General features: G+C 60.3%; 18 protein-coding genes. 14 read left to right on the forward strand and 4 right to left on the reverse strand.

From position 1 onward, the window contains the following. Positions 1-4: 4 nt before the first annotated feature. The gene (locus KW848_RS17180; protein ID WP_218537551.1) at positions 5-2389 is read right to left on the reverse strand and encodes a hybrid sensor histidine kinase/response regulator; all 2385 of its coding nucleotides are present in this window, start codon (positions 2387-2389) and stop codon (positions 5-7) included. Positions 2390-2702: 313 nt separating this feature from the next. On the opposite strand from KW848_RS17180, the gene KW848_RS17185 reads away from it, so the two are divergent. The 4 genes from KW848_RS17185 to KW848_RS17200 all read left to right on the forward strand — a co-directional run bounded on the left by KW848_RS17185 (position 2703) and on the right by KW848_RS17200 (position 6233). Further along, a complete protein-coding gene (locus KW848_RS17185; protein ID WP_008152868.1) occupies positions 2703-3500 on the forward strand; it encodes a hydroxymethylpyrimidine/phosphomethylpyrimidine kinase in 798 nt (265 codons plus the stop codon). Between the two features lie 32 nt (positions 3501-3532). Then, complete coding sequence (gene thiE, locus KW848_RS17190; protein WP_008152866.1) at positions 3533-4156, forward strand: thiamine phosphate synthase; 624 nt, start codon at positions 3533-3535, stop codon at positions 4154-4156. A 15-nt stretch (positions 4157-4171) separates the two neighbouring features. Next, positions 4172-5455, forward strand: a complete 1284-nt coding sequence (gene hemL / locus KW848_RS17195) for a glutamate-1-semialdehyde 2,1-aminomutase (protein WP_008152864.1) — start codon at positions 4172-4174, stop codon at positions 5453-5455. A 223-nt stretch (positions 5456-5678) separates the two neighbouring features. After that, positions 5679-6233, forward strand: coding sequence for a tetratricopeptide repeat protein (locus tag KW848_RS17200; RefSeq protein WP_111451157.1), 555 nt, complete (start codon positions 5679-5681; stop codon positions 6231-6233). A gap of 128 nt (positions 6234-6361) precedes the next feature. Here KW848_RS17200 and KW848_RS17205 read toward each other — a convergent pair whose 3' ends face one another. Continuing rightward, positions 6362-6691: a DUF1820 family protein gene (locus KW848_RS17205; protein ID WP_007894425.1), complete on the reverse strand. Its 330-nt coding sequence runs from the start codon at positions 6689-6691 to the stop codon at positions 6362-6364. Positions 6692-6825: 134 nt separating this feature from the next. On the opposite strand from KW848_RS17205, the gene miaB reads away from it, so the two are divergent. The 5 genes from miaB (at position 6826) to lnt (ending at position 12257) form a co-directional block, all read left to right on the forward strand. Next, positions 6826-8154, forward strand: a complete 1329-nt coding sequence (gene miaB / locus KW848_RS17210; RefSeq protein ID WP_218537552.1) for a tRNA (N6-isopentenyl adenosine(37)-C2)-methylthiotransferase MiaB — start codon at positions 6826-6828, stop codon at positions 8152-8154. Between the two features lie 215 nt (positions 8155-8369). Next, the gene (locus KW848_RS17215; RefSeq protein WP_111451241.1) at positions 8370-9386 is read left to right on the forward strand and encodes a PhoH family protein; all 1017 of its coding nucleotides are present in this window, start codon (positions 8370-8372) and stop codon (positions 9384-9386) included. Continuing rightward, on the forward strand, positions 9379-9873 hold the full coding sequence (gene ybeY / locus KW848_RS17220) for an rRNA maturation RNase YbeY (RefSeq protein WP_192410823.1): 495 nt from the start codon (positions 9379-9381) through the stop codon (positions 9871-9873). The genes KW848_RS17215 and ybeY overlap by 8 nt, the downstream gene beginning before the upstream one ends. A gap of 5 nt (positions 9874-9878) precedes the next feature. Further along, positions 9879-10718 (forward strand): HlyC/CorC family transporter, encoded by an 840-nt coding sequence (locus KW848_RS17225; RefSeq protein WP_008152854.1) that lies wholly within the window; start codon positions 9879-9881, stop codon positions 10716-10718. A 15-nt stretch (positions 10719-10733) separates the two neighbouring features. Then, positions 10734-12257, forward strand: a complete 1524-nt coding sequence (gene lnt / locus KW848_RS17230; RefSeq protein ID WP_218537553.1) for an apolipoprotein N-acyltransferase — start codon at positions 10734-10736, stop codon at positions 12255-12257. A 44-nt stretch (positions 12258-12301) separates the two neighbouring features. On the opposite strand, the gene KW848_RS17235 is transcribed toward lnt, so the two are convergent. Beyond that, positions 12302-13060, reverse strand: a complete 759-nt coding sequence (locus KW848_RS17235; RefSeq protein ID WP_218537554.1) for a YdcF family protein — start codon at positions 13058-13060, stop codon at positions 12302-12304. A gap of 108 nt (positions 13061-13168) precedes the next feature. Beyond that, entirely contained in the window at positions 13169-13489 is a 321-nt protein-coding gene (locus KW848_RS17240) for a hypothetical protein (RefSeq protein ID WP_111451162.1), read from the reverse strand. Between the two features lie 279 nt (positions 13490-13768). Here KW848_RS17240 and leuS point away from each other — a divergent pair, with 279 nt between their 5' ends. From leuS to KW848_RS17265, 5 genes are all read left to right on the forward strand, one after another. Continuing rightward, positions 13769-16375: a leucine--tRNA ligase gene (gene leuS / locus KW848_RS17245; protein WP_218537555.1), complete on the forward strand. Its 2607-nt coding sequence runs from the start codon at positions 13769-13771 to the stop codon at positions 16373-16375. An 88-nt stretch (positions 16376-16463) separates the two neighbouring features. Then, positions 16464-17069, forward strand: coding sequence for an LPS assembly lipoprotein LptE (gene lptE / locus KW848_RS17250; protein ID WP_218537556.1), 606 nt, complete (start codon positions 16464-16466; stop codon positions 17067-17069). Between the two features lie 39 nt (positions 17070-17108). Beyond that, on the forward strand, positions 17109-18146 hold the full coding sequence (gene holA, locus KW848_RS17255) for a DNA polymerase III subunit delta (protein WP_111451165.1): 1038 nt from the start codon (positions 17109-17111) through the stop codon (positions 18144-18146). 124 nt (positions 18147-18270) lie between these two features. Next, entirely contained in the window at positions 18271-18435 is a 165-nt protein-coding gene (gene arfA / locus KW848_RS17260; protein WP_218537557.1) for an alternative ribosome rescue factor ArfA, read from the forward strand. A 62-nt stretch (positions 18436-18497) separates the two neighbouring features. Further along, positions 18498-19820 carry a lytic murein transglycosylase gene (locus tag KW848_RS17265; protein ID WP_111451166.1) on the forward strand — a complete coding sequence of 441 codons (1323 nt, stop codon included), beginning with the start codon at positions 18498-18500 and terminating at the stop codon, positions 19818-19820. The last annotated feature ends 112 nt before the right edge of the window (positions 19821-19932 follow it).

Consider the following 19932-nt stretch of genomic DNA (forward strand, 5'->3'; position numbering starts at 1 on the left):
CTGCCTAACTGCCGGCGCTTTCACCCTGTCTTGGACACAGTACCCGGCGATAGAGCGCTGCCTGCAGGTCCTCGAATTTCACCGGTTTACTCAGATAATCGATCAAGGCACCGGTCGGGCAGCGCTCCCGATCAATGCTCAAGGCAATCACGAACACCGGCAGTTCGGCGCAGCCCGGCAACGCGCGGATCTGGCAACAGAGAGACGTACCGTCCAGCGGTGGAAGCTGGCAGTCGAGCAATACCGCATCGAAGGTTTCGCGCTGCAAGTGATCGATCGCGGCATCCCCGTTGTCGGCGGAGCGCACCCGGAACCCAAGTTTGAGCAACATGCCGCGCATCACCAACTGATTGATGCTGTTGTCATCAACCAGCAGTACGGTGCAGTCCTGAGGCAGTCGCAGGCGAGGAAACTCCCGGTTCATCAGGGGCACTGGCGGCCGCTCCACCACGGGCAGTTCGAACTCGACGTCGAGCTGGAAGCGGCTGCCACGACCAGGCTCGGAGCGGTGGGTCAGTTTTCCACCGAGCAGTTCGACCAGTTGCCGACAGATCGCCAGGCCGACGCCCAGACCGCCGTACTCACGGGTCATCGAGCCATCGAGCTGGAAGAACCGCTGATACAGTGTCGCCTCCCCCAGATCGGTGAAGCCGATGCCGGTATCGATCACCGCAAAGGACAGCGCCAGTCGGTCGGGCGCCACGGGTTTACCCGTCACCCGCAACGCCAGTCCGCCGATCCGCGTGAACTTGATCGCGTTATCCAGCAGGCATTCCAGGCATTGTGCCAACTTGGCGCTGTCGCCGTGCAAGCGATCCGGCAGTCCCGGCGTGACCTCGACTTTGAAGTCCAGCGACTTGCTGAGCGCGTTGCCCTCGAACTGCAGGCGCAAAGCCTCGACCACGCCGCGCAAACTGAAAACCGCCGGATAGGTCTTGAGCTTGCCAGCCTGCAACTCGGTCAGGGTGAGGATGCCGTTGACCATGCGCATCATGTCTCGCGCGGAACCGGCGGCCGTTTGCTGATATTGCTCCAGCTCCGGGTCCATCTCGACGGTCTGCATCAGCTCAAGCGAACCGATCACACCGTTCATGGGCGTGCGCAGTTCGTGGGTCAGGGTGGCGAGAAATTCGTCCTTGAGCTTGTTACTGCGAGCCAGTTGCTGGTTGAGCACTTCAAGCGTTTGACCGGCATCGAACAGGGTCTGCGCCTGTTGCTCGCGCATGGAATTAATGCGATCGGCCAGCGCCAGGGACAGCAGCGCCACTTCAATCGCCGAGCCGATCTGGCTGGAATACATGGTCAGGAACACGTTTGGCAGGTAACCCAGCACCATCAGGGTGTTGACAATGCCGCCGAGCAAAAACGCCGACCAGGCAATGATGAAATAACGCGCCACTCGCAGGCCACGCAGCCAGGCGAAAATCCCTGCGGCAAAAATCACGACGGTGAAGATCAGTGCCAGCGCCGTCGCCAGGCGCAGGGCCAGGGCGTAACTGGTCATCAACGACAACCCGACCACCACTGCGCTAAACGCGATCAACGCCAGCAATAAGCGGTCGAGCCAGCGACTGTAGGTCGCCGTCTGCAAGAAGCTGCGCGCGAACTGGCTGCCGAACAGGCCTGCGCAACCGATGAAAAAAGGCGTCGCCGCGTTGGCCCACCAAGGATTGTTCGGCCAGAAATACTCCACGGCCGCTCCGTTCACGGACAGCTGATACAAACCGAACGAGGCGATATAGAAGATGTAATAGAGGTAGCTGGTATCGCGCACGCTGAGATAGATGAACAGGTTGTACACCAGCATCCCCAGCAATACGCCGTAGATCAGCCCCAGCACATACAGTCGGATCGGTTGCTCTTCCAGGTAGGCCGTGCTCGACCATAGGGTGACCGGCGCCTGGATCGACCCTTCACTTTGCAGGCGCAGGTACAGGGTTTGTGCTTGATCAGCGGTGAAGTTCAGATCGAACAAATAGTTGTTCTGGCGGATCTCACGACTGTCGAACGGCAAGGCATCGCCGGTCTGACGTGCCAATTGATAGCCACCGGCCGCATCGGGCAAATAGAGATCAATGTGATCAAGGGGCGGATAGGCCAGTTCGAGCAACCAGGTGCGTTGCACCGCGGGGTTGTTGGGGTGGTAATGCAGGTCGATTTTCAGCCAGAACACTGAACGCGAGTAACCGGCGTTGAGGGTGGCTTTATCGTGGGGCTTGAAGTTTCCAGCCGCGGCCTGCGCACGGACATCGTCGATGGTCGCCTGACCGCCCGCGTCTTCGAACACTTGCAAGGTTCGGCCCAGGGGAAGGCTTTGAGTGAATTCGTCGAATTCGACTGCACTCGCCATGAGGGGCAAGCACAACAGCAACATCAGCAAATAGCGCATTTAAGCCCCAGCGTGGCCTGTCCGGTTATCTCAGGAAGCCCCTCATTCCTTTTGAGTAGACGTAAAACCGGTATTACCTGTTATTGGTTTGGATCCACTCTAGCATAGCCGTTGGTGGCCATTGAACACCATTGAAATTTTTCCTACAAAGGCTCTAGCACGGGCGTTCCAGCTCATTGCATTGGGCTAGAGCTGTTTCGCCGGTCAGATTGTGACAATGCCCACTCCGTGTAGCAGCCGGACGCAGACTTCGCCAGCTGCTACAAAGTCCGTGTCATGACTCGCTGGTCGACTGGTGGTAAGCTCGCGCACCATGAATATCTACAGCTCTCGCCCCGTTGTCCTCTGTCTCTCCGGCCACGACCCAAGTGGTGGCGCCGGCTTGCAGGCAGATATCGAAGCCCTGCTCGCTCAGGGTTGTCATGCGGCCCCGGCCGTCACCGCCCTGACCGTGCAAGACACGGTCAACGTCACTGACTTCCGCGTCCTCGACCGTGAGTGGGTGTTGGCCCAGGCCAATGCCGTGCTCAACGATTCGACGGTCGCGGCGGTGAAACTGGGCATGCTCGGTTCCCTGGAAATGGTCGACACCGTCGTCGAACTGTTATCAGCGCACCCGCATTTGCCGGTGGTCTGCGACCCGGTGCTGCGCGCCGGTGGCGGCGGACGCCTGGGCAAGGACGAAGTCGGCTACGCCATGCGCGAGCGCCTGCTGCCTCTGTCGATCATCGCCACCCCAAACCTTCCCGAAGCCCGCATCCTCGCCGAACTGCCCGAAGGCACCGCGGACGAGTGCGCTGAAAAACTCCTGCCATTCGTCAAACACCTGCTGATCACTGGCGGCCATGGCGATGAGCACGAAATCCACAATCGCCTGTACAGCCGCGACGGTCACCGCGAAACCTTCACCTGCCAGCGCTTGCCCGGCAGTTATCACGGTTCCGGATGCACGCTGGCCAGTGCCCTCGCCGGTCGTCTGGCCCTCGGCGAAAATCTCGCCAGTGCCGTGCAGACCGCGCTTAACTACACGTGGCGCACCCTGCGTGATGCGGAGCAGTTGGGCAAAGGCCAGTTCGTACCGCGCCGCCTGCCGCTGGATTTCTGTTCGTAACTGTCCATGCGTAAAGCAAAAAGGATTGCCCGATGAAGCTACGTGGCCTGTACGCCATTACCGATAGCCAACTGCTGGCCGGTAAATTTCTTTCGTACGTGGAGGCGGCGCTGGAAGGCGGCGTCACCCTGCTGCAATACCGCGACAAGAGCAGCGACGAGGCCCGCCGCCTGCGCGAGGCCCAAGCCCTGCGCGATCTGTGCGAACGCTACAAGACCCAGCTGATCATCAATGACGATGCCGAACTCGCTGCACGCCTGAACGTCGGCGTGCACCTGGGCCAGACCGATGGCCCGCTGACCCCGGCCCGCGCATTGCTCGGTCGCCAGGCGATCATCGGTTCGACCTGCCATGCGCAACTCGAACTCGCCGAGCAAGCGGCCAAGGAAGGCGCCAGTTACGTCGCCTTCGGTCGCTTCTTCAACTCCAACACCAAACCCGGCGCACCGACCTGCAGCCTCGAACTGCTCGACCAGGCCCGCAGCAAACTGCACCTGCCGATCTGCGCGATTGGCGGCATCACCCTGGAAAATGCCGCCCCGCTGGTGGCCCACGGGGTCGATCTGCTGGCGGTGGTCCACGGCCTGTTTGGCGCCGAGAGCACGGCAGAAGTGACACGCCGCGCCCGCGCATTCAATGAATTACTAAAAATCTGATTTGAGAGCCCGATCATGTCTCGTTCCGAAACGCTGTTTGCCAATGCCCAGAAACACATTCCCGGTGGCGTGAACTCGCCTGTTCGCGCATTCAAAAGCGTGGGCGGCACGCCGTTGTTCTTCAAACACGCGGAAGGCGCCTACGTCACCGACGAAGACAACAAGCGTTATGTGGATTACGTCGGTTCCTGGGGGCCGATGATTCTCGGCCACAGCCACCCGGACGTGCTGGACGCCGTGCGCAAACAGCTTGAGCACGGATTGTCCTACGGCGCGCCGACCGAGATGGAAACCCAGATGGCGGATCTGGTCTGCTCGATCGTGCCGTCGATGGAAATGGTGCGCATGGTCAGCTCCGGCACCGAAGCGACCATGAGTGCTATCCGTCTGGCCCGTGGTTTCACCGGCCGCGACAGCATCATCAAGTTCGAAGGCTGCTACCACGGTCACTCCGACAGTCTACTGGTCAAGGCCGGCTCCGGCGCCCTGACCCAAGGCGTGCCGAGCTCGGCCGGTGTGCCGGCGGCCTTCGCCAAGCACACCCTGACCCTGCCGTTCAACGACATCGATGCGGTTGAAACCATGCTCGCCGAAGTCGGCCAGGAAGTGGCCTGCATCATCGTCGAGCCAGTGGCCGGCAACATGAACTGCGTACCGCCCGCGCCAGGTTTCCTCGAAGGCCTGCGCACCCTGTGCGACAAACATGGCGTGGTGCTGATTTTCGACGAAGTGATGACCGGTTTCCGCGTTGCCCTCGGCGGTGCACAAGCCCACTATGGCGTGACACCAGACCTGACCACCTTCGGCAAAATCATCGGTGGCGGCATGCCGGTTGGCTGCTTCGGCGGCAAGCGCGAAATCATGTCGCACATCGCACCATTGGGCCCGGTCTATCAGGCGGGTACCTTGTCGGGCAACCCGTTGGCCATGGCTGCCGGCCTGACGACCCTGCGCCTGATCAGCCGCCCGGGCTTCCACGCAGAGTTGACTGACTACACCAGTCGCCTGCTCGACGGCCTGCAACAACGCGCGGATGCCGCGGGCATTCCATTCGTGACCACCCAGGCCGGCGGCATGTTCGGTCTGTACTTCAGCGGCGCCGACGACATCGTGACCTTCGATGACGTGATGGCCAGCGACGCCGCCCTGTTCGGGCGCTTCTTCCACCTGATGCTCGAAGGCGGCGTGTACCTGGCGCCGAGCGCCTTCGAAGCCGGCTTCACTTCGATCGCCCACGGCGAAACCGAGCTGAAACTGACGCTGGATGCCGCCGAGCGCGCATTTGCTGCATTGAAATAACGCTGTGTCGCTGACGTTGGCGGTTGCCAGCGTCAGCTTTCACCTGCATTCGCGCCCTTATTCCTTCGCTTCTGCTCAAATACCCAGCAAAGTGGCCGATATATTCCCCGCGCAGCAGAAAAACGAGTAAAGACTTTGTAAGGTTGGCCCTGCTTATTTCATAATGCGCGCTTATTGGATCCCTCGATGGGTCCGCGCGCCCCTCAGAGGTAAGTCGATTCCCATGAACCGCACCGGCCGCGCCCTTGCACTGGGCTGCCTGTTGCTCCTTCAGCCCCTGCTCGCGCTCGCACAAGCAGGCGGCAACTCGTTGTTAATCCCAGCGATGGGTCGTTGCACCCTCAATACTCAGCCGCAAGACCTGGCACAGGCGCTCGCCGCCTGCCAGAAAGCGTCGGATGAAGGGGATGCGCAAGCGCAATACGAGTTGGGTGAGTTCTACTACGACGGCAAAAATACGCCGCGCGACCTCAAAAAAGCCCTGAGCTACTTCGAAAAGGCCTCGCTGCAAGGCCATGCTCAGGCGCAATTCAAACTCGGCACCATGTTCTTCCACGGCGAAGGCGTACCGGCCAATAACGTTCAGGCGTATATCGTGCTGAAAATGGCGGCGGTCAATGGCGCTGAAGAAGCCTTGGACACCGCCGACGAAGTCGCCGAGAAAATGCCCCGCGAAGAACTGGAAGTCGCTACCCAGGTGCTAGGGCAAATCTTCCGCAAGTACTTGATGGAATTGCAGAGCGCCGATGGGCGTACGCCGTTCTCGCCACTGCCCTGAGTTCTGCATAGTTCTGACTGACCCCTTCGCGAGCAAGCCCGCTCCCACATTTAACCGCGTTCTACCTAAGGACACGGTCTACTGTGGGAGCGGGCTTGCTCGCGAATGGGGCGACTCGGTCTTGAGGCCTACTTCTCAGGCATCGGCATCGGAAACGGCATGACATTGCCGACCGCGCCGCGGGCTTCGCTGATTTTCGGTGTGCCGAGGCGCTCGACCTCGTCGATCCGCACGATCGAATGCATCGGCACAAAGCTGCGCACAACGCCTTCGAATTGAGCCTTGAGCTTCTCTTCGCTCGGATCGACGACCACTTGCGTACGCTCGCCAAAGACGAACTCTTCCACTTCCAGGAAGCCCCACAGATCACTTTGATAGATCTGCTTGGCATACATTTCGTACACCTGGCCCTGGTTGAGGAAAATCACCTTGTAGATTGGAGCTTCACGTTTGGTCATGGTGGGCGAGCAACACATCGGGGATAAAAATGAGGGCGCGAACTATAGCATAGCCGCCGGACGCGCAACGGTAGGAACCTTGGAACATGTTCCCTATAATGCGCGGTTCTTTGAATCACGTGAGACTGGGGTCCATGGCCAAGAAGCTTTACATCGAAACCCACGGTTGCCAGATGAACGAGTACGACAGCTCGCGCATGGTCGATCTGCTGGGCGAACATCAGGCCCTGGAAGTCACCGCTCGCGCTGAAGATGCCGACGTGATCCTGCTCAACACCTGCTCGATCCGTGAACGCGCCCAGGACCGGGTGTATTCCCAGCTCGGCCGCTGGCGCGAATTGAAACTGGCCAACCCGGACATGGTGATTGCCGTTGGCGGCTGTGTGGCCAGCCAGGAAGGCGCAGCCATTCGCGATCGCGCCCCTTACGTGGACGTGGTCTTCGGTCCGCAGACCCTGCACCGCCTGCCGGAAATGATCGACGCCGCCCGCGCTACCAAGCTGCCGCAAGTCGACGTCTCGTTTCCGGAAATCGAAAAATTCGACCACTTGCCCGAACCGCGCGTCGATGGCCCAAGCGCTTATGTGTCGGTCATGGAAGGCTGCAGCAAGTACTGCACCTTCTGCGTGGTGCCTTACACCCGTGGCGAAGAAGTCAGCCGGCCGTTCGATGACGTGATCGCCGAGATCATCCACCTGGCCGAAAACGGCGTGCGCGAAGTGACCCTGCTGGGGCAGAACGTCAATGGCTATCGCGGGACCACTCATGACGGCCGTTTGGCTGACCTGGCCGAACTGATCCGCGTCGTCGCTGCCGTCGATGGCATCGACCGCATCCGCTACACCACCTCACACCCGCTGGAGTTCTCCGACAGCCTGATCCAGGCCCACGCCGACGTGCCGGAACTGGTCAAACACCTGCACTTGCCGGTGCAATCGGGCTCGGACCGAATCCTGGCAGCAATGAAGCGCAACCACACCGCGCTGGAATACAAATCCAAACTGCGCAAGCTGCGCGCTGCCGTGCCGGGGATTTGCATCAGCTCTGACTTCATCGTTGGTTTCCCGGGCGAGACCGAAAAAGACTTCGAACAGACCATGAAGCTGATCGAAGACGTCGGTTTCGACTTCTCCTACTCGTTCGTCTATAGCCAGCGCCCGGGCACTCCGGCTGCCGATCTGGCCGACGACACGCCGGAAGCGCTGAAAAAAGAACGCCTGAACGCCCTGCAACATCGCCTGAACCAACAAGGCTTCGAGATCAGCCGACAAATGGTGGGCTCCATTCAGCGGATTCTGGTGACCGATTATTCGAAAAAAGACCCCGGCGAACTGCAAGGCCGGACCGAGAATAACCGCATCGTCAATTTCCGCTGCGACAATCCGACGTTGATTGGGCAGTTCGCCGATGTGCATATCGACGCCGCACAACCGCACTCGCTGCGGGGCTCGCTGATCCAATAACACCGCCGATCCGTGTGGGAGCGGGCTTGCTCGCGAAGGCGGTGTGTCAGCTACATTAATGTCGTCTGACACTCCCTCTTCGCGAGCAAGCCCGCTCCCACAGGGACCGTGCCAGACGCCCGATTCAGATTGGTCTGTATAAGACCTTTCGCACCCAGGCCTCTGGCGTTATCCTTGATTTCATCTTAATTGCCCCAGGGCGGCTAAATACGACCTTGAACGCACCCATAGAACCACATCGTTTTATCCTCGAGCCTTTTGAAGCTCGCCGCTTCGCCAATCTGTGCGGGCAATTCGACGAGCATCTGCGCTTGATCGAACAGCGCCTGAATATCGAGATCCGCAACCGCGGAGACCAGTTCGAACTGATCGGCGAACCCAAGCACACCACCTCCGCGGAAAACCTCCTGCGCCGCCTGTACCGGGAAACCAAGGGTACCGAGCTGTCGCCGGACATGGTTCACCTGTTCCTGCAGGAATCGGCCGTCGAAGAGCTGGACAACGTCTCCCCCTCCGAACCTTCCGTCGCCTTGCGCACCAAAAAAGGCATGATTCGCCCTCGCGGCTTGAATCAGTTGCGCTACGTGAAGGAAATCCTCGGTAACGACATCAACTTCGGCATCGGCCCGGCCGGTACCGGCAAGACCTATCTGGCCGTTGCCTGCGCGGTAGATGCGCTGGAACGCGAGCAGATTCGCCGCATCCTGCTGGTGCGTCCGGCGGTTGAAGCGGGCGAAAAGCTCGGTTTCCTGCCCGGCGACCTGTCGCAGAAGATCGACCCGTACCTGCGCCCGCTCTACGACGCACTCTACGAAATGCTCGGCTTCGAATACGTCGCCAAGCTGATCGAGCGTCAGGTGATCGAAGTTGCGCCGCTGGCCTACATGCGCGGTCGCACCTTGAACAACAGTTTCATCATCCTCGACGAAAGCCAGAACACCACCGTCGAACAGATGAAGATGTTCCTGACCCGGATCGGCTTCGGCTCTACCGCCGTCATTACCGGTGACATCACCCAGGTCGACCTGCCGAAAGGCACCAAATCCGGGCTGCACCATGTGATCGAAGTGCTCAAGGACGTACCGGGTATCAGCTTCACCCATTTCATGCCCAAAGACGTCGTGCGCCATCCACTGGTGCAGCGCATTGTCGAAGCTTACGAGCGCTTCGAGAATCGCGTGGCCGACGAACCGGCGAAGATCTCGTCCAAGGACAATCGCCACGATGCTTGAGCTTGATCTGCAACTGGCTACCGAAGCGCCAGCCCCAAGCGAAGCCGAGTTCCGCCAATGGTGCGAACTGGCGCTGCGCCAGCGCACCGCCGACTCCGAAATGACCATCCGTTTGGTCGATGAAGCGGAAGGTCGCGAGCTGAACCACACCTGGCGGCAAAAGGATTACGCCACTAACGTCTTGTCGTTTCCTGCCGATGTGCCCGACGAGTTTCTCGATATCCCGCTGCTGGGCGATCTGGTGATCTGCGTGGCGGTGGTCGAGCGCGAAGCCGCCGAACAAGACAAGGCACTCAAGGCCCATTGGGCTCATCTGGTCATTCACGGCTGCTTGCATCTATTGGGTTACGACCATATAGATGACGATGAAGCCGAAGAAATGGAAGCACTGGAACGAACGTTGCTTGCAGAGTTGGGCTATCCCGACCCGTATGCGGACGACGAAACAGACACATCCCCTATCGTTACAACAAAGGATTCAGAGTAATCGCTATGAGCGAAGATCGATCGAGCAACGGGCAAAAGTCATGGCTGGGTAAGCTCACCCAGGCTTTTGCCCACGAGCCGAAGAACCGCCAGGAGCTGCTGGAGCTGCTGCGCGACGCACACCAAAACAAGTTGCTGGACAGCGAAGCGCTGGCCATCGTCGAAGGCGCCATCCAGGTTGCTGACCTGCAAGTACGGGACATCATGGTCCCGCGCTCGCAGATGATCAGCATCAAGGCGACCCAGACACCCCGCGAGTTCCTGCCTGCCGTGGTCGACTCGGCCCACTCCCGCTACCCGGTGATCGGCGAAAGCCACGATGACGTGATGGGCGTGTTGCTGGCCAAGGACTTGCTGCCGTTGATCCTCAAGGAGAACGGCGACAGCTTCAACATCAAGGACTTGCTGCGCCCGGCCACTTTCGTGCCCGAGTCCAAGCGCCTGAATGTGCTGCTGCGCGAGTTTCGTGCCAACCACAATCACATGGCCATCGTCATCGACGAATACGGCGGTGTGGCGGGCCTGGTGACCATCGAAGACGTGCTGGAGCAGATCGTCGGCGACATCGAAGACGAGCATGACGTCGAAGAAGACAGCTACATCAAACCGCTGCCCAGCGGTGACTTCCTGATCAAGGCCCTGACGCCGATCGAGAACTTCAACGAGTTTTTCGACAGCCAATTCTCCGATGACGAATTCGACACTGTCGGCGGCTTGGTGATGAGCGCGTTCGGGCACCTGCCAAAACGCAACGAAATCACTGAAATCGGCCCTTATCGCTTCCGCATCCTGAACGCCGACAGCCGTCGGATTCACTTGCTTCGCCTGACGCCTATTGCTCGGTAAAAACTAAGGATAGAAATGCGCTGGATAACCCGCCCCGGCTGGCCCGGTAACCTGCTGGCCGTGGCGGCCGGTGCACTCACCACCCTGGCCCTGGCGCCGTTCGATATCTGGCCGTTGGCATTGCTGGCGGTCGGTTTCTTCTATGCCGGCTTACGCGAGCTGAACCCACGCCAGGCCTTGGGCCGTGGCTGGTGTTTCGGTTTTGGCCTGTTTGGCGCGGGCACCAGTTGGATCTACTACAGCATTCACCACTTCGGCGGCGCTTCGGTGCTGCTGGCCGGTTTCCTGATGCTGATCTTCACGGCGGCGATTGCCTGGTTCTTCGCCCTGCCCGCCTGGATCTGGGCGCGCTGGCTGCGCCGTAACGAAGCACCGCTGGCCGACGCCCTGGCGTTTGCAGCGTTGTGGGTCGGTCAGGAAGCCTTTCGCGGCTGGTTCCTGACGGGTTTTCCCTGGCTTTATTCCGGTTACAGTCAGCTCGACGGCCCGTTGGCCGGGCTTGCACCGCTCGGCGGGATGTGGCTGATTTCCTTCACCCTGGCCCTGACGGCAGCGCTGATCTATAACGCGTTGCGTCTGGTGCGCACCGGCCGCAAAGGTTTCATCGCCGCGGGTGTGTTGCTGCTGGTCGGCCCTTGGGTGGCCGGCATGGCGCTCAAGGAACACGCCTGGACAACCCCGGCGGGCGCTCCGCTGAGTGTCGCGGCGATTCAGGGCAACATCGAACAGAGCATGAAGTGGGACCCGGCGCAGCTCAACGCGCAGTTGGCGCTGTACCGCGATATGAGTTTCAGTTCGAAACGGGTCGACTTGCTGATCTGGCCGGAAACGGCCATCCCGGTGCTCAAGGAGTCCGCCGAGGGCTACCTGAACATGATGGGAAGCTTCGCAGCAGAGCGTAAGTCCGCACTGATTACCGGTGTGCCGATTCGCGAGGAAGTCCATCACCAGAAGCATTTCTACAACGGCATCACCGTCGTGGGCGAAGGCGATGGCACCTACCTCAAACAGAAGCTGGTGCCGTTTGGCGAGTATGTTCCGTTGCAGGAAGTGCTGCGCGGGCTGATCGCCTTCTTCGACCTGCCGATGTCGGACTTTGCCCGCGGTCCCGCCGATCAGCCGATGCTGCAAGCCAAGGGCTATCAGATTGCGCCGTTCATCTGCTACGAAGTGGTTTACCCGGAATTCGCCGCCAGCCTTGCGGCGCGTAGCGAACTGCTGCTGACCATCAGTAATGACACCTGGTTCGGCACGTCCATCGGCCCGCTGCAACATTTACAGATGGCGCAGATGCGCGCACTGGAGGCTGGTCGCTGGATGATCCGCGCCACCAACAACGGCGTGACCGGTTTAATCAACCCGTTCGGTCAGATCACCGCGCAGATCCCTCAGTTCGAGCGTGGCATTTTGTACGGTGAAGTGGTGCCCATGCACAACCTGACGCCCTATCTGGAATGGCGTTCGTGGCCGCTGATCATTGTTTGCGTGCTGTTGTTTGGCTGGGCGCTGGTGGCGAGCCGGATGGCAAAAACCGTCTAAGTCAGCTTTTGTGGCGAGGGGATAAATCCCCTCGCCACAGGTCATCAGTAAAACATTGAGTAACCGATCTGCCCCACCGCCTCATTCAACAGCTGCCCGCTCTGCCAGATCGACTTGAATTCCGGCATCCAGCCACCCAGTGGCCGGGCGTTGTCCACGCCTAAAAACCCCATCGGCGCTGGCACCACTTCAAAACCTGCTTTTTTGAAACTCCAGACGGCTCGCGGCATGTGCCAGGCCTGAGTCACGATCACCACACGCTTGATCCCTTGCGGCAACAACACCTCGGCGCTGAACTGCGCGTTCTCCCAGGTCGTGCGGCTGCGCCCTTCCTGCCAACGCACGGGGACGCCGAAATCATCTTGCAACGAGTCGGCCATCAACCGGGCTTCAGTCGGTGGCGTGTCGTAATGCAGGCCGCCACTGGTCAGGACCGGCAAGCCCGACGCCTTGGCCAGCCGCGCCGTATACCGCTCGCGCTGCAGCGCCACACCCGTTGGCTGGTCGTCGCCCCAGGCCAGATCGCCACGTTCACGCCCCGCGCCCAGCACTACAATCGCGTCGGCGTGCTGCGCCAATGTTGCCCATTCATCGCGAGCCAGCGGCGCTTCACGCTCCAGCGCCTTGGCGCCCCACTGCACCACCACCGGCAAGCTCATCAGCCAGAAGCCGCCCACGCCCAGCGCAAAGCACAACCCGGCAAGGCGCGGTCTTGAGCGTCGCAACCACCAGGCAAGCACCAACAGCAGCAAAAGAATGCCGGGCGGTAACAGGAGTTGTTTAACGAAATATCGAAAAGGCATCGAGCATCTCCAAAAAGATGCCCGAAGCCTAAGTGGGTTGACGCAAGGCGACAACAAATACGGAAGGAATATGCTTCACAAATACATCAGACATTGCTTCCAGTGTCCTTACTTGAATTGCAAAGACCGGACCTTTACCGCGTCCCTGCCGGGAACCTTGTCCTTGAGCCAGATGATCTTGGCCGAACGTGGTGCGTCGAGTTGCTTCACTGCTTCTGACAAGCATCCGTGTGTCTCACGTTCACTGCGATCGAGATACGCCTTGACCAGTGCAAACTCTGCGGGGCTCAAGCCACGCAATTCCAGTTCCACCGGACGCTCATCGCGTAACCGGTCAGCGGTTTTTGCCGCGTCCAGGGCGATTCCCAGACGATCGATCAGTCTCTCGTACAGCTCCGGTTTTGTAACTTTTTGCCGTGACTCAACCATCCATCACCTCATTGAAGATAAGACTCACTCCCCATTTAGAGCTTAGCTTCCATCAACAAACCGGCTGAGTGCTGCGACCAACGGCCCTCGCAGCGGTTTTTGGGCGACCCGCAGCAGTAATCAGGGTTTCCCTCGGTAGAGTGCGGTCATGTATGCTACGGCGCTTCCTGTAACTCCACTTCCAGCTCGTCTGGGCACCGAAACGCCGATTTGGCGTGATCACCGTCCAGCGTTGCATTGAAGAGGATTAGGCCACCCCTATTCAGTTCAAAAGTAGCCATGCACGAACAATATCAGCCCCGTGAAATCGAAGCCGCCGCCCAGTCGTTCTGGGACGAGCAAAAGTCCTTTGAAGTCAGTGAACAGCCAGGCAAGGAGACTTTCTACTGCCTGTCGATGTTCCCTTACCCCAGCGGCAAGCTACACATGGGGCACGTGCGCAACTACACCATCGGCGACGTGATCTCCCGCTACCAGCGCATGCAAGGCAAGAACGTCCTGCAACCCATGGGTTGGGACGCCTTCGGCATGCCGGCGGAAAACGCCGCGATGAAGAACAACGTAGCGCCCGCCAAGTGGACCTACGAAAACATCGCCTACATGAAAACCCAGCTGCGCAGCCTGGGCCTCGCGGTGGACTGGTCCCGCGAAGTCACCACCTGCAAGCCTGATTACTACCGCTGGGAACAATGGCTGTTCACTCGCCTGTTCGAAAAAGGCGTGATCTACAAAAAAAGCGGCACCGTGAACTGGGACCCGGTCGATCAGACCGTTCTGGCCAACGAACAGGTGATCGACGGTCGCGGCTGGCGTTCCGGCGCGCTGATCGAAAAGCGCGAAATTCCGATGTACTACTTCAAGATCACCGCCTACGCGGATGAGTTGCTGTCGAGCCTCGACGATCTGCCGGGCTGGCCTGAACAGGTCAAGACCATGCAGCGCAACTGGATCGGCAAATCCCGCGGCATGGAAGTGCAGTTCCCGTATGACGTCTCCTCAATCGGTGAAACCGGCGCGCTGAAAGTATTCACTACCCGTCCGGACACCCTGATGGGCGCAACCTACGTTGCGGTGGCCGCCGAACACCATTTGGCTACCCTGGCTGCGCAGAACAACCCTGAGCTGCAAGCGTTCATCGCTGAATGCAAGGGCGGCAGCGTTGCCGAAGCCGACGTCGCCACTCAAGAGAAAAAAGGCCTGCGCACTTCGCTGTTCGTCGAGCATCCACTGACCGGTGAGAAGCTCCCGGTGTGGGTCGCCAACTATGTGCTGATGCACTACGGCGATGGCGCGGTCATGGCTGTACCGGCTCACGACGAACGCGATTTTGAGTTCGCCACCAAGTACAACCTGCCGATCAAGTCAGTGGTGCGCACCAGTTCCGGTGACACCAACCCGGCTCCGTGGCAAGACGCTTACGGCGAGCACGGCACATTGATCAATTCCGGCGAGTTTGACGGCCTCGACTTCGCGGGCGCTTTTGACGCCATCGAAGTCGCGCTGATCAAGAAGAACCTCGGCGCCTCGCGTACCCAGTTCCGCCTGCGTGACTGGGGCATCAGCCGTCAGCGCTACTGGGGTTGCCCGATCCCGATCATCCACTGCAACACCTGCGGTGATGTGCCGGTCCCGGAAGATCAGTTGCCAGTCGTGCTGCCGGAAGACGTCGTGCCGGACGGCGCCGGTTCGCCATTGGCGCGCATGCCCGAGTTCTACGAATGCAGCTGCCCGAAATGCGGCGCACCGGCCAAGCGTGAAACCGACACCATGGACACCTTCGTCGAGTCCTCGTGGTACTACGCCCGTTACGCCTCCCCGCACTATGAAGGCGGTCTGGTGGAAAAATCGGCCGCCGACCATTGGTTGCCGGTTGATCAGTACATCGGCGGTATCGAACACGCCATTCTCCACCTGCTCTACGCGCGCTTCTTCCACAAGCTGATGCGCGACGAAGGCCTGGTGAGTTCCAATGAGCCGTTCAAGAACCTGCTGACCCAGGGCATGGTGATCGCCGAGACTTACTATCGTCGTGAAGCCAACGGTGCTTACACCTGGTTCAACCCGGCGGACGTCGAACTCGAACGCGACAGCAAAGCCAAAGTCATTAGCGCCAAGCTGATCGCGGACGGCCTGCCGGTGGAAATCGGTGGCACCGAGAAGATGGCCAAGTCGAAGAACAACGGCGTCGACCCACAGTCGATGATCGACCAGTTCGGCGCAGACACCTGCCGGCTGTTCATGATGTTCGCCTCACCACCCGACATGAGCGCGGAATGGTCCGACTCCGGAGTCGAAGGTTCGCACCGCTTCCTCAAGCGTGTCTGGCGCCTGGCTCAAGCCCACGTCACTCAGGGCCTGCCGGGCAAACTGGACGTCGCCAGCCTGAATGACGAGCAGAAAGCCATTCGTCGCTCGATCCACCAGGCGATCAAGCAGGCCAGCCACGACGTCGGCCAGAACCACAAATTCAACACCGCCATCGCTCAGGTGATGACGCTGATGAACGTGCTGGAAAAAGCCCCGCAAGGCACCGAACAGGATCGCGCGCTGGTTCACGAAGGTCTGGAAGCCGTCACTCTGCTCCTGGCCCCGATCACCCCGCACATCAGCCACGAGCTGTGGCATCGCCTGGGCCACGCTGACCCGGTGATCGACGCCGCTTGGCCGGTGCTGGACGAAAGCGCATTGGTGCAGGACAGCCTGCAACTGGTCATCCAGGTCAACGGCAAGCTGCGCGGCCACATCGAAATGCCCGCCAGCGCCAGCCGCGAAGAAGTCGAAGCCGCCGCACGGGCCAACGAGAACGTGCTGCGCTTTGTTGACGGTCTGACCATTCGTAAAGTGATCGTAGTGCCCGGGAAACTGGTCAATATCGTCGCCAGCTAATTGGATCAGGCGCCAGGTCATGCCTGGCGCCGAATAAAACCTTTCGGGCCGCAAGATCGGCCCACATGGTTTCAAGGGGAGCAACAAGATGATCAAACGCAATTTGCTGGTGATGGGCCTTGCGGTCCTGTTGAGCGCCTGCGGTTTCCAGCTGCGCGGCACCGGCACCACTGAACTGGCGATCAAGGAACTCGACCTGAGTGCCCGTAACGCCTACGGCGAAACGGTGACGCAACTGCGTCAGGTGCTGGAAAGCAGCGGCGTCAAGGTCTACAGCGGCGCACCTTACAAGCTGGTGCTGACCGATGAGCAGGAAAGCCAGCGCATCCTCAGCTACGCAGGTGCCGGTCGTACTGGCGAGTATCAGGTGACTACAGTGCTGAACTACGATATCCGTGGTGGGCGCGACCTGTCGCTGCTGAGTGACAAGCTCGAAGTGCAGAAAGTCTTCATGCACGACGGCAACAACCTGGTGGGTTCCGACCAGGAAGGCAACGACGCCCGCAAGGAAACCCGTCGTGAACTGGTTCAACGGATGATGCTGCGCCTGCAACAGCTCACGCCGACCCAGCTGGATCAGCTGCAACAGACCGCCGAAGCCAGAGCCAAGGCTGAAGCCGATGCACTGGAAGCGGCGCAGAAGGCTGAAGCGAACACTCCGCGTCAGTCGCCAATCCAACTGCCGCAGCAGTAAGACTTACGGGGCGCCCAGGCGCCCCGTTCGCCCTCTCCTATGAAACTCGCCCCCGCCCAACTCGCCAAACACCTGCAAGGTGCCCTCGCGCCGGTCTATATCATCAGTGGCGATGACCCACTGCTGTGTCAGGAAGCCGCCGACGCCATTCGTGCCGCCGCCCGCCAACAGGGATTCGACGAGCGCCAGGTCTTCGCCGCCGACGCCAGTTTTGACTGGGGAACGTTGCTGCAAGCCGGCGCGAGCATGTCGCTGTTCGCTGAAAAGCGCCTGCTGGAACTGCGTCTGCCGTCCGGCAAACCCGGTGACAAAGGCGCTGCCGCGTTTATCGAGTACTGCTCACGGCCCGCCGAAGACACGGTGTTGCTGATCAGCCTACCGAAACTTGACGGCAGTGCGCAGAAAACCAAGTGGGGCAAGGCACTGGTCGAAGGCCAGCAGACGCAGTTCGTGCAAATCTGGCCGATAGAGGCCAACCAGTTGCCGAGCTGGATCCGTCAACGGTTGTCCCAGGCCGGGCTTTCCGCCAGCCAGGACGCCGTCGAACTGATCGCCGCACGGGTCGAGGGCAACCTGCTCGCGGCTGCCCAGGAAATCGAAAAGCTCAAGCTGATGGCCGAAGGCGGTCAGATCACCGTCGAAACCGTGCAAGCGGCCGTCGCTGACAGTGCGCGCTTCGATGTCTTTGGACTGACCGACGCGATTCTCAACGGCGAAGCGGCTCATGCCCTGCGCATGCTCGAAGGGCTGCGCGGTGAAGGCGTCGAACCACCGGTGATTCTCTGGGCGCTGGCCCGGGAGCTGCGTCTGCTGGCCAACCTGTCGCTGCAGTACAGCCAGGGCGTGCCACTGGACAAAGCCTTCAGCTCTGCCCGACCGCCAGTCTGGGACAAACGCAAACCATTGATGAGCAAAGCCTTGCAACGCTACTCGGCGCAACGCTGGGCGCAGCTATTGCTGGAAGCTCAGCGCATCGACGCGCAGATCAAAGGCCAGGCGGCCGGTTCGCCGTGGATGAGTTTGAGTCGGTTGTCGTTGTTGATGGCCGGCCAGCGGCTGAACTTGCCTGCCGAGTAAACACAACCTCTGTAGCTGCTACAGAGGTTTCCTACACTACTCACATCCATTTGCCCTATAGACAGAATCTCAACTTCGGCAGATTATTTCCCCCGCAAAACCCACTCAATCGAGAGATCCGCTCATGAGCAAAAAGCCATCCAAAAATGGCCCCAACAAGGCCAAATCCATTATCGCCCAGCCACTGTTCCGCAGCCGTCAGGAACCAGCCGGCAAGGGCAAAGGCAGCTACCGCCGCGAAGCCTTCCAGCCTAATAGCTGGGAGGCTTCTTACTTTCTGGCGGCCTGAAAGGCAAGCGCTCGCTCAACATGTTAAGGTCTGCACCTGATTCGTACTCCCTGGACCCGTGCATGCCCCTTTGTATTTCCCGTCGTTGGCCCCTGCGCCAACTGATCGCTGCCTCCAGCCTCGTTTTGCTAGTCGCCTGCGCGGAAAAACCGACCGCCGCCGACGCCCAACCGCTTCAGACCCTCCCCGTTGCGACAGCCCCTGCGGTCATTCCGCCCGTGGTTCCGACCGGTGAAGACCTCGACATCCAGCCCACCCAGACCTTCGCCGAATGGCAGGCGGGGTTCCGCAAGGACGCTCTGGCCGCCGGTATCCGCGCCGACCTGTTCGACCGCGCCTTTGCCAATGTCAGCCTCGACACCAGCGTCATCCGCGCCGACCGCAGCCAGCCGGAATTTGCCCGTCCGGTGTGGGAATACCTCGACGGAGCCCTTTCGCCGCTGCGGGTACGCAAAGGCCAGGCGCTGGTCAGCCAGTACGCCGACATCCTGCAAAGCATCGAACAGCGCTACGGCGTCGATCGTCAGGCACTGGTCTCGGTGTGGGGCATGGAAAGTAACTTCGGGCAGTTCCAGGGCAACAAGTCGGTGATTAATTCCCTGGCGACTTTGGCCTATGAAGGTCGGCGTCCCGGATTTGCCCACGCGCAACTGATCGCCGCCCTGCAGATCCTGCAACAGGGTGATATCGAGCCTGAGAAAATGCTTGGCTCCTGGGCCGGCGCCATGGGCCAGACCCAGTTCATCCCAACCACCTACAACACCCACGCCGTGGACTTCGATGGCGATGGTCGCCGCGACATCTGGGGCAGCCCGGCCGACGCGCTGGCCTCGACGGCGCATTACCTGCAAAGCTCAGGCTGGCAGAAAGGCCAGCCATGGGGCTTCGAGGTGCAGCTACCGGGCAGTTTCAACTACGTCCTGGCCGATGGCACGATTCGCAAGAGCGTCGCTGAATGGCTGCAACTGGGTGTCACCCTGCCCAATGGCGGTCGGGTTCCGCCAGGCTCCGAACAGCTGTCAGCCGCCCTGCTGCTGCCGGCCGGTTACCGTGGCCCGGCGTTCCTGGTCCTCGACAACTTCCGCGCGATCCTCAAGTACAACAACTCGTCGTCTTATGCCCTGGCCGTTAGCCTGTTGTCCGAGCGTTTCAATGGCGCCGGCCTGATCAACGGCACATGGCCGAAAGATGATTTGCCGCTGAGCCGTACCGAGCGGATCGAACTGCAAAGCCTGTTGAGCGCTCAGAACTACGACGCGGGCACCGCCGACGGCATCATCGGCGCCAACACCCGCAAGGCGATCCGCAGCGCCCAGCAGTCGTTTGGCTGGCCGGCGGATGGGTATCCGACGCACAAGTTGCTCGAAGGCCTTCGTAACCGATAGTCAGCCGTATGGTGAATGCCGCCTTCGCGAGCAAGCCCGCTCCCACATTCGACCGTATTCCTATGAGAGAACTCGGTCACCTGTGGGAGCGGGCTTGCTCGCGAAGGCGGAC

The organism is Pseudomonas sp. PDM25, from assembly GCF_019219045.1.
Classification (GTDB): domain Bacteria; phylum Pseudomonadota; class Gammaproteobacteria; order Pseudomonadales; family Pseudomonadaceae; genus Aquipseudomonas.

Excerpts from the sequence above, each read along its gene's own strand:
- KW848_RS17180 (WP_218537551.1), bottom strand. The coding sequence starts at position 2,389 with ATGCGCTATTTGCTGATGTTGCTGTTGTGCTTGCCCCTCATGGCGAGT.
- KW848_RS17185 (WP_008152868.1), top strand. The coding sequence starts at position 2,703 with ATGAATATCTACAGCTCTCGCCCCGTTGTCCTCTGTCTCTCCGGCCAC.
- thiE (WP_008152866.1), top strand. The coding sequence starts at position 3,533 with ATGAAGCTACGTGGCCTGTACGCCATTACCGATAGCCAACTGCTGGCC.
- hemL (WP_008152864.1), top strand. The coding sequence starts at position 4,172 with ATGTCTCGTTCCGAAACGCTGTTTGCCAATGCCCAGAAACACATTCCC.
- KW848_RS17200 (WP_111451157.1), top strand. The coding sequence starts at position 5,679 with ATGAACCGCACCGGCCGCGCCCTTGCACTGGGCTGCCTGTTGCTCCTT.
- KW848_RS17205 (WP_007894425.1), bottom strand. The coding sequence starts at position 6,691 with ATGACCAAACGTGAAGCTCCAATCTACAAGGTGATTTTCCTCAACCAG.
- miaB (WP_218537552.1), top strand. The coding sequence starts at position 6,826 with ATGGCCAAGAAGCTTTACATCGAAACCCACGGTTGCCAGATGAACGAG.
- ybeY (WP_192410823.1), top strand. The coding sequence starts at position 9,379 with ATGCTTGAGCTTGATCTGCAACTGGCTACCGAAGCGCCAGCCCCAAGC.
- KW848_RS17225 (WP_008152854.1), top strand. The coding sequence starts at position 9,879 with ATGAGCGAAGATCGATCGAGCAACGGGCAAAAGTCATGGCTGGGTAAG.
- lnt (WP_218537553.1), top strand. The coding sequence starts at position 10,734 with ATGCGCTGGATAACCCGCCCCGGCTGGCCCGGTAACCTGCTGGCCGTG.
- KW848_RS17235 (WP_218537554.1), bottom strand. The coding sequence starts at position 13,060 with ATGCCTTTTCGATATTTCGTTAAACAACTCCTGTTACCGCCCGGCATT.
- KW848_RS17240 (WP_111451162.1), bottom strand. The coding sequence starts at position 13,489 with ATGGTTGAGTCACGGCAAAAAGTTACAAAACCGGAGCTGTACGAGAGA.
- leuS (WP_218537555.1), top strand. The coding sequence starts at position 13,769 with ATGCACGAACAATATCAGCCCCGTGAAATCGAAGCCGCCGCCCAGTCG.
- lptE (WP_218537556.1), top strand. The coding sequence starts at position 16,464 with ATGATCAAACGCAATTTGCTGGTGATGGGCCTTGCGGTCCTGTTGAGC.
- holA (WP_111451165.1), top strand. The coding sequence starts at position 17,109 with ATGAAACTCGCCCCCGCCCAACTCGCCAAACACCTGCAAGGTGCCCTC.
- arfA (WP_218537557.1), top strand. The coding sequence starts at position 18,271 with ATGAGCAAAAAGCCATCCAAAAATGGCCCCAACAAGGCCAAATCCATT.
- KW848_RS17265 (WP_111451166.1), top strand. The coding sequence starts at position 18,498 with ATGCCCCTTTGTATTTCCCGTCGTTGGCCCCTGCGCCAACTGATCGCT.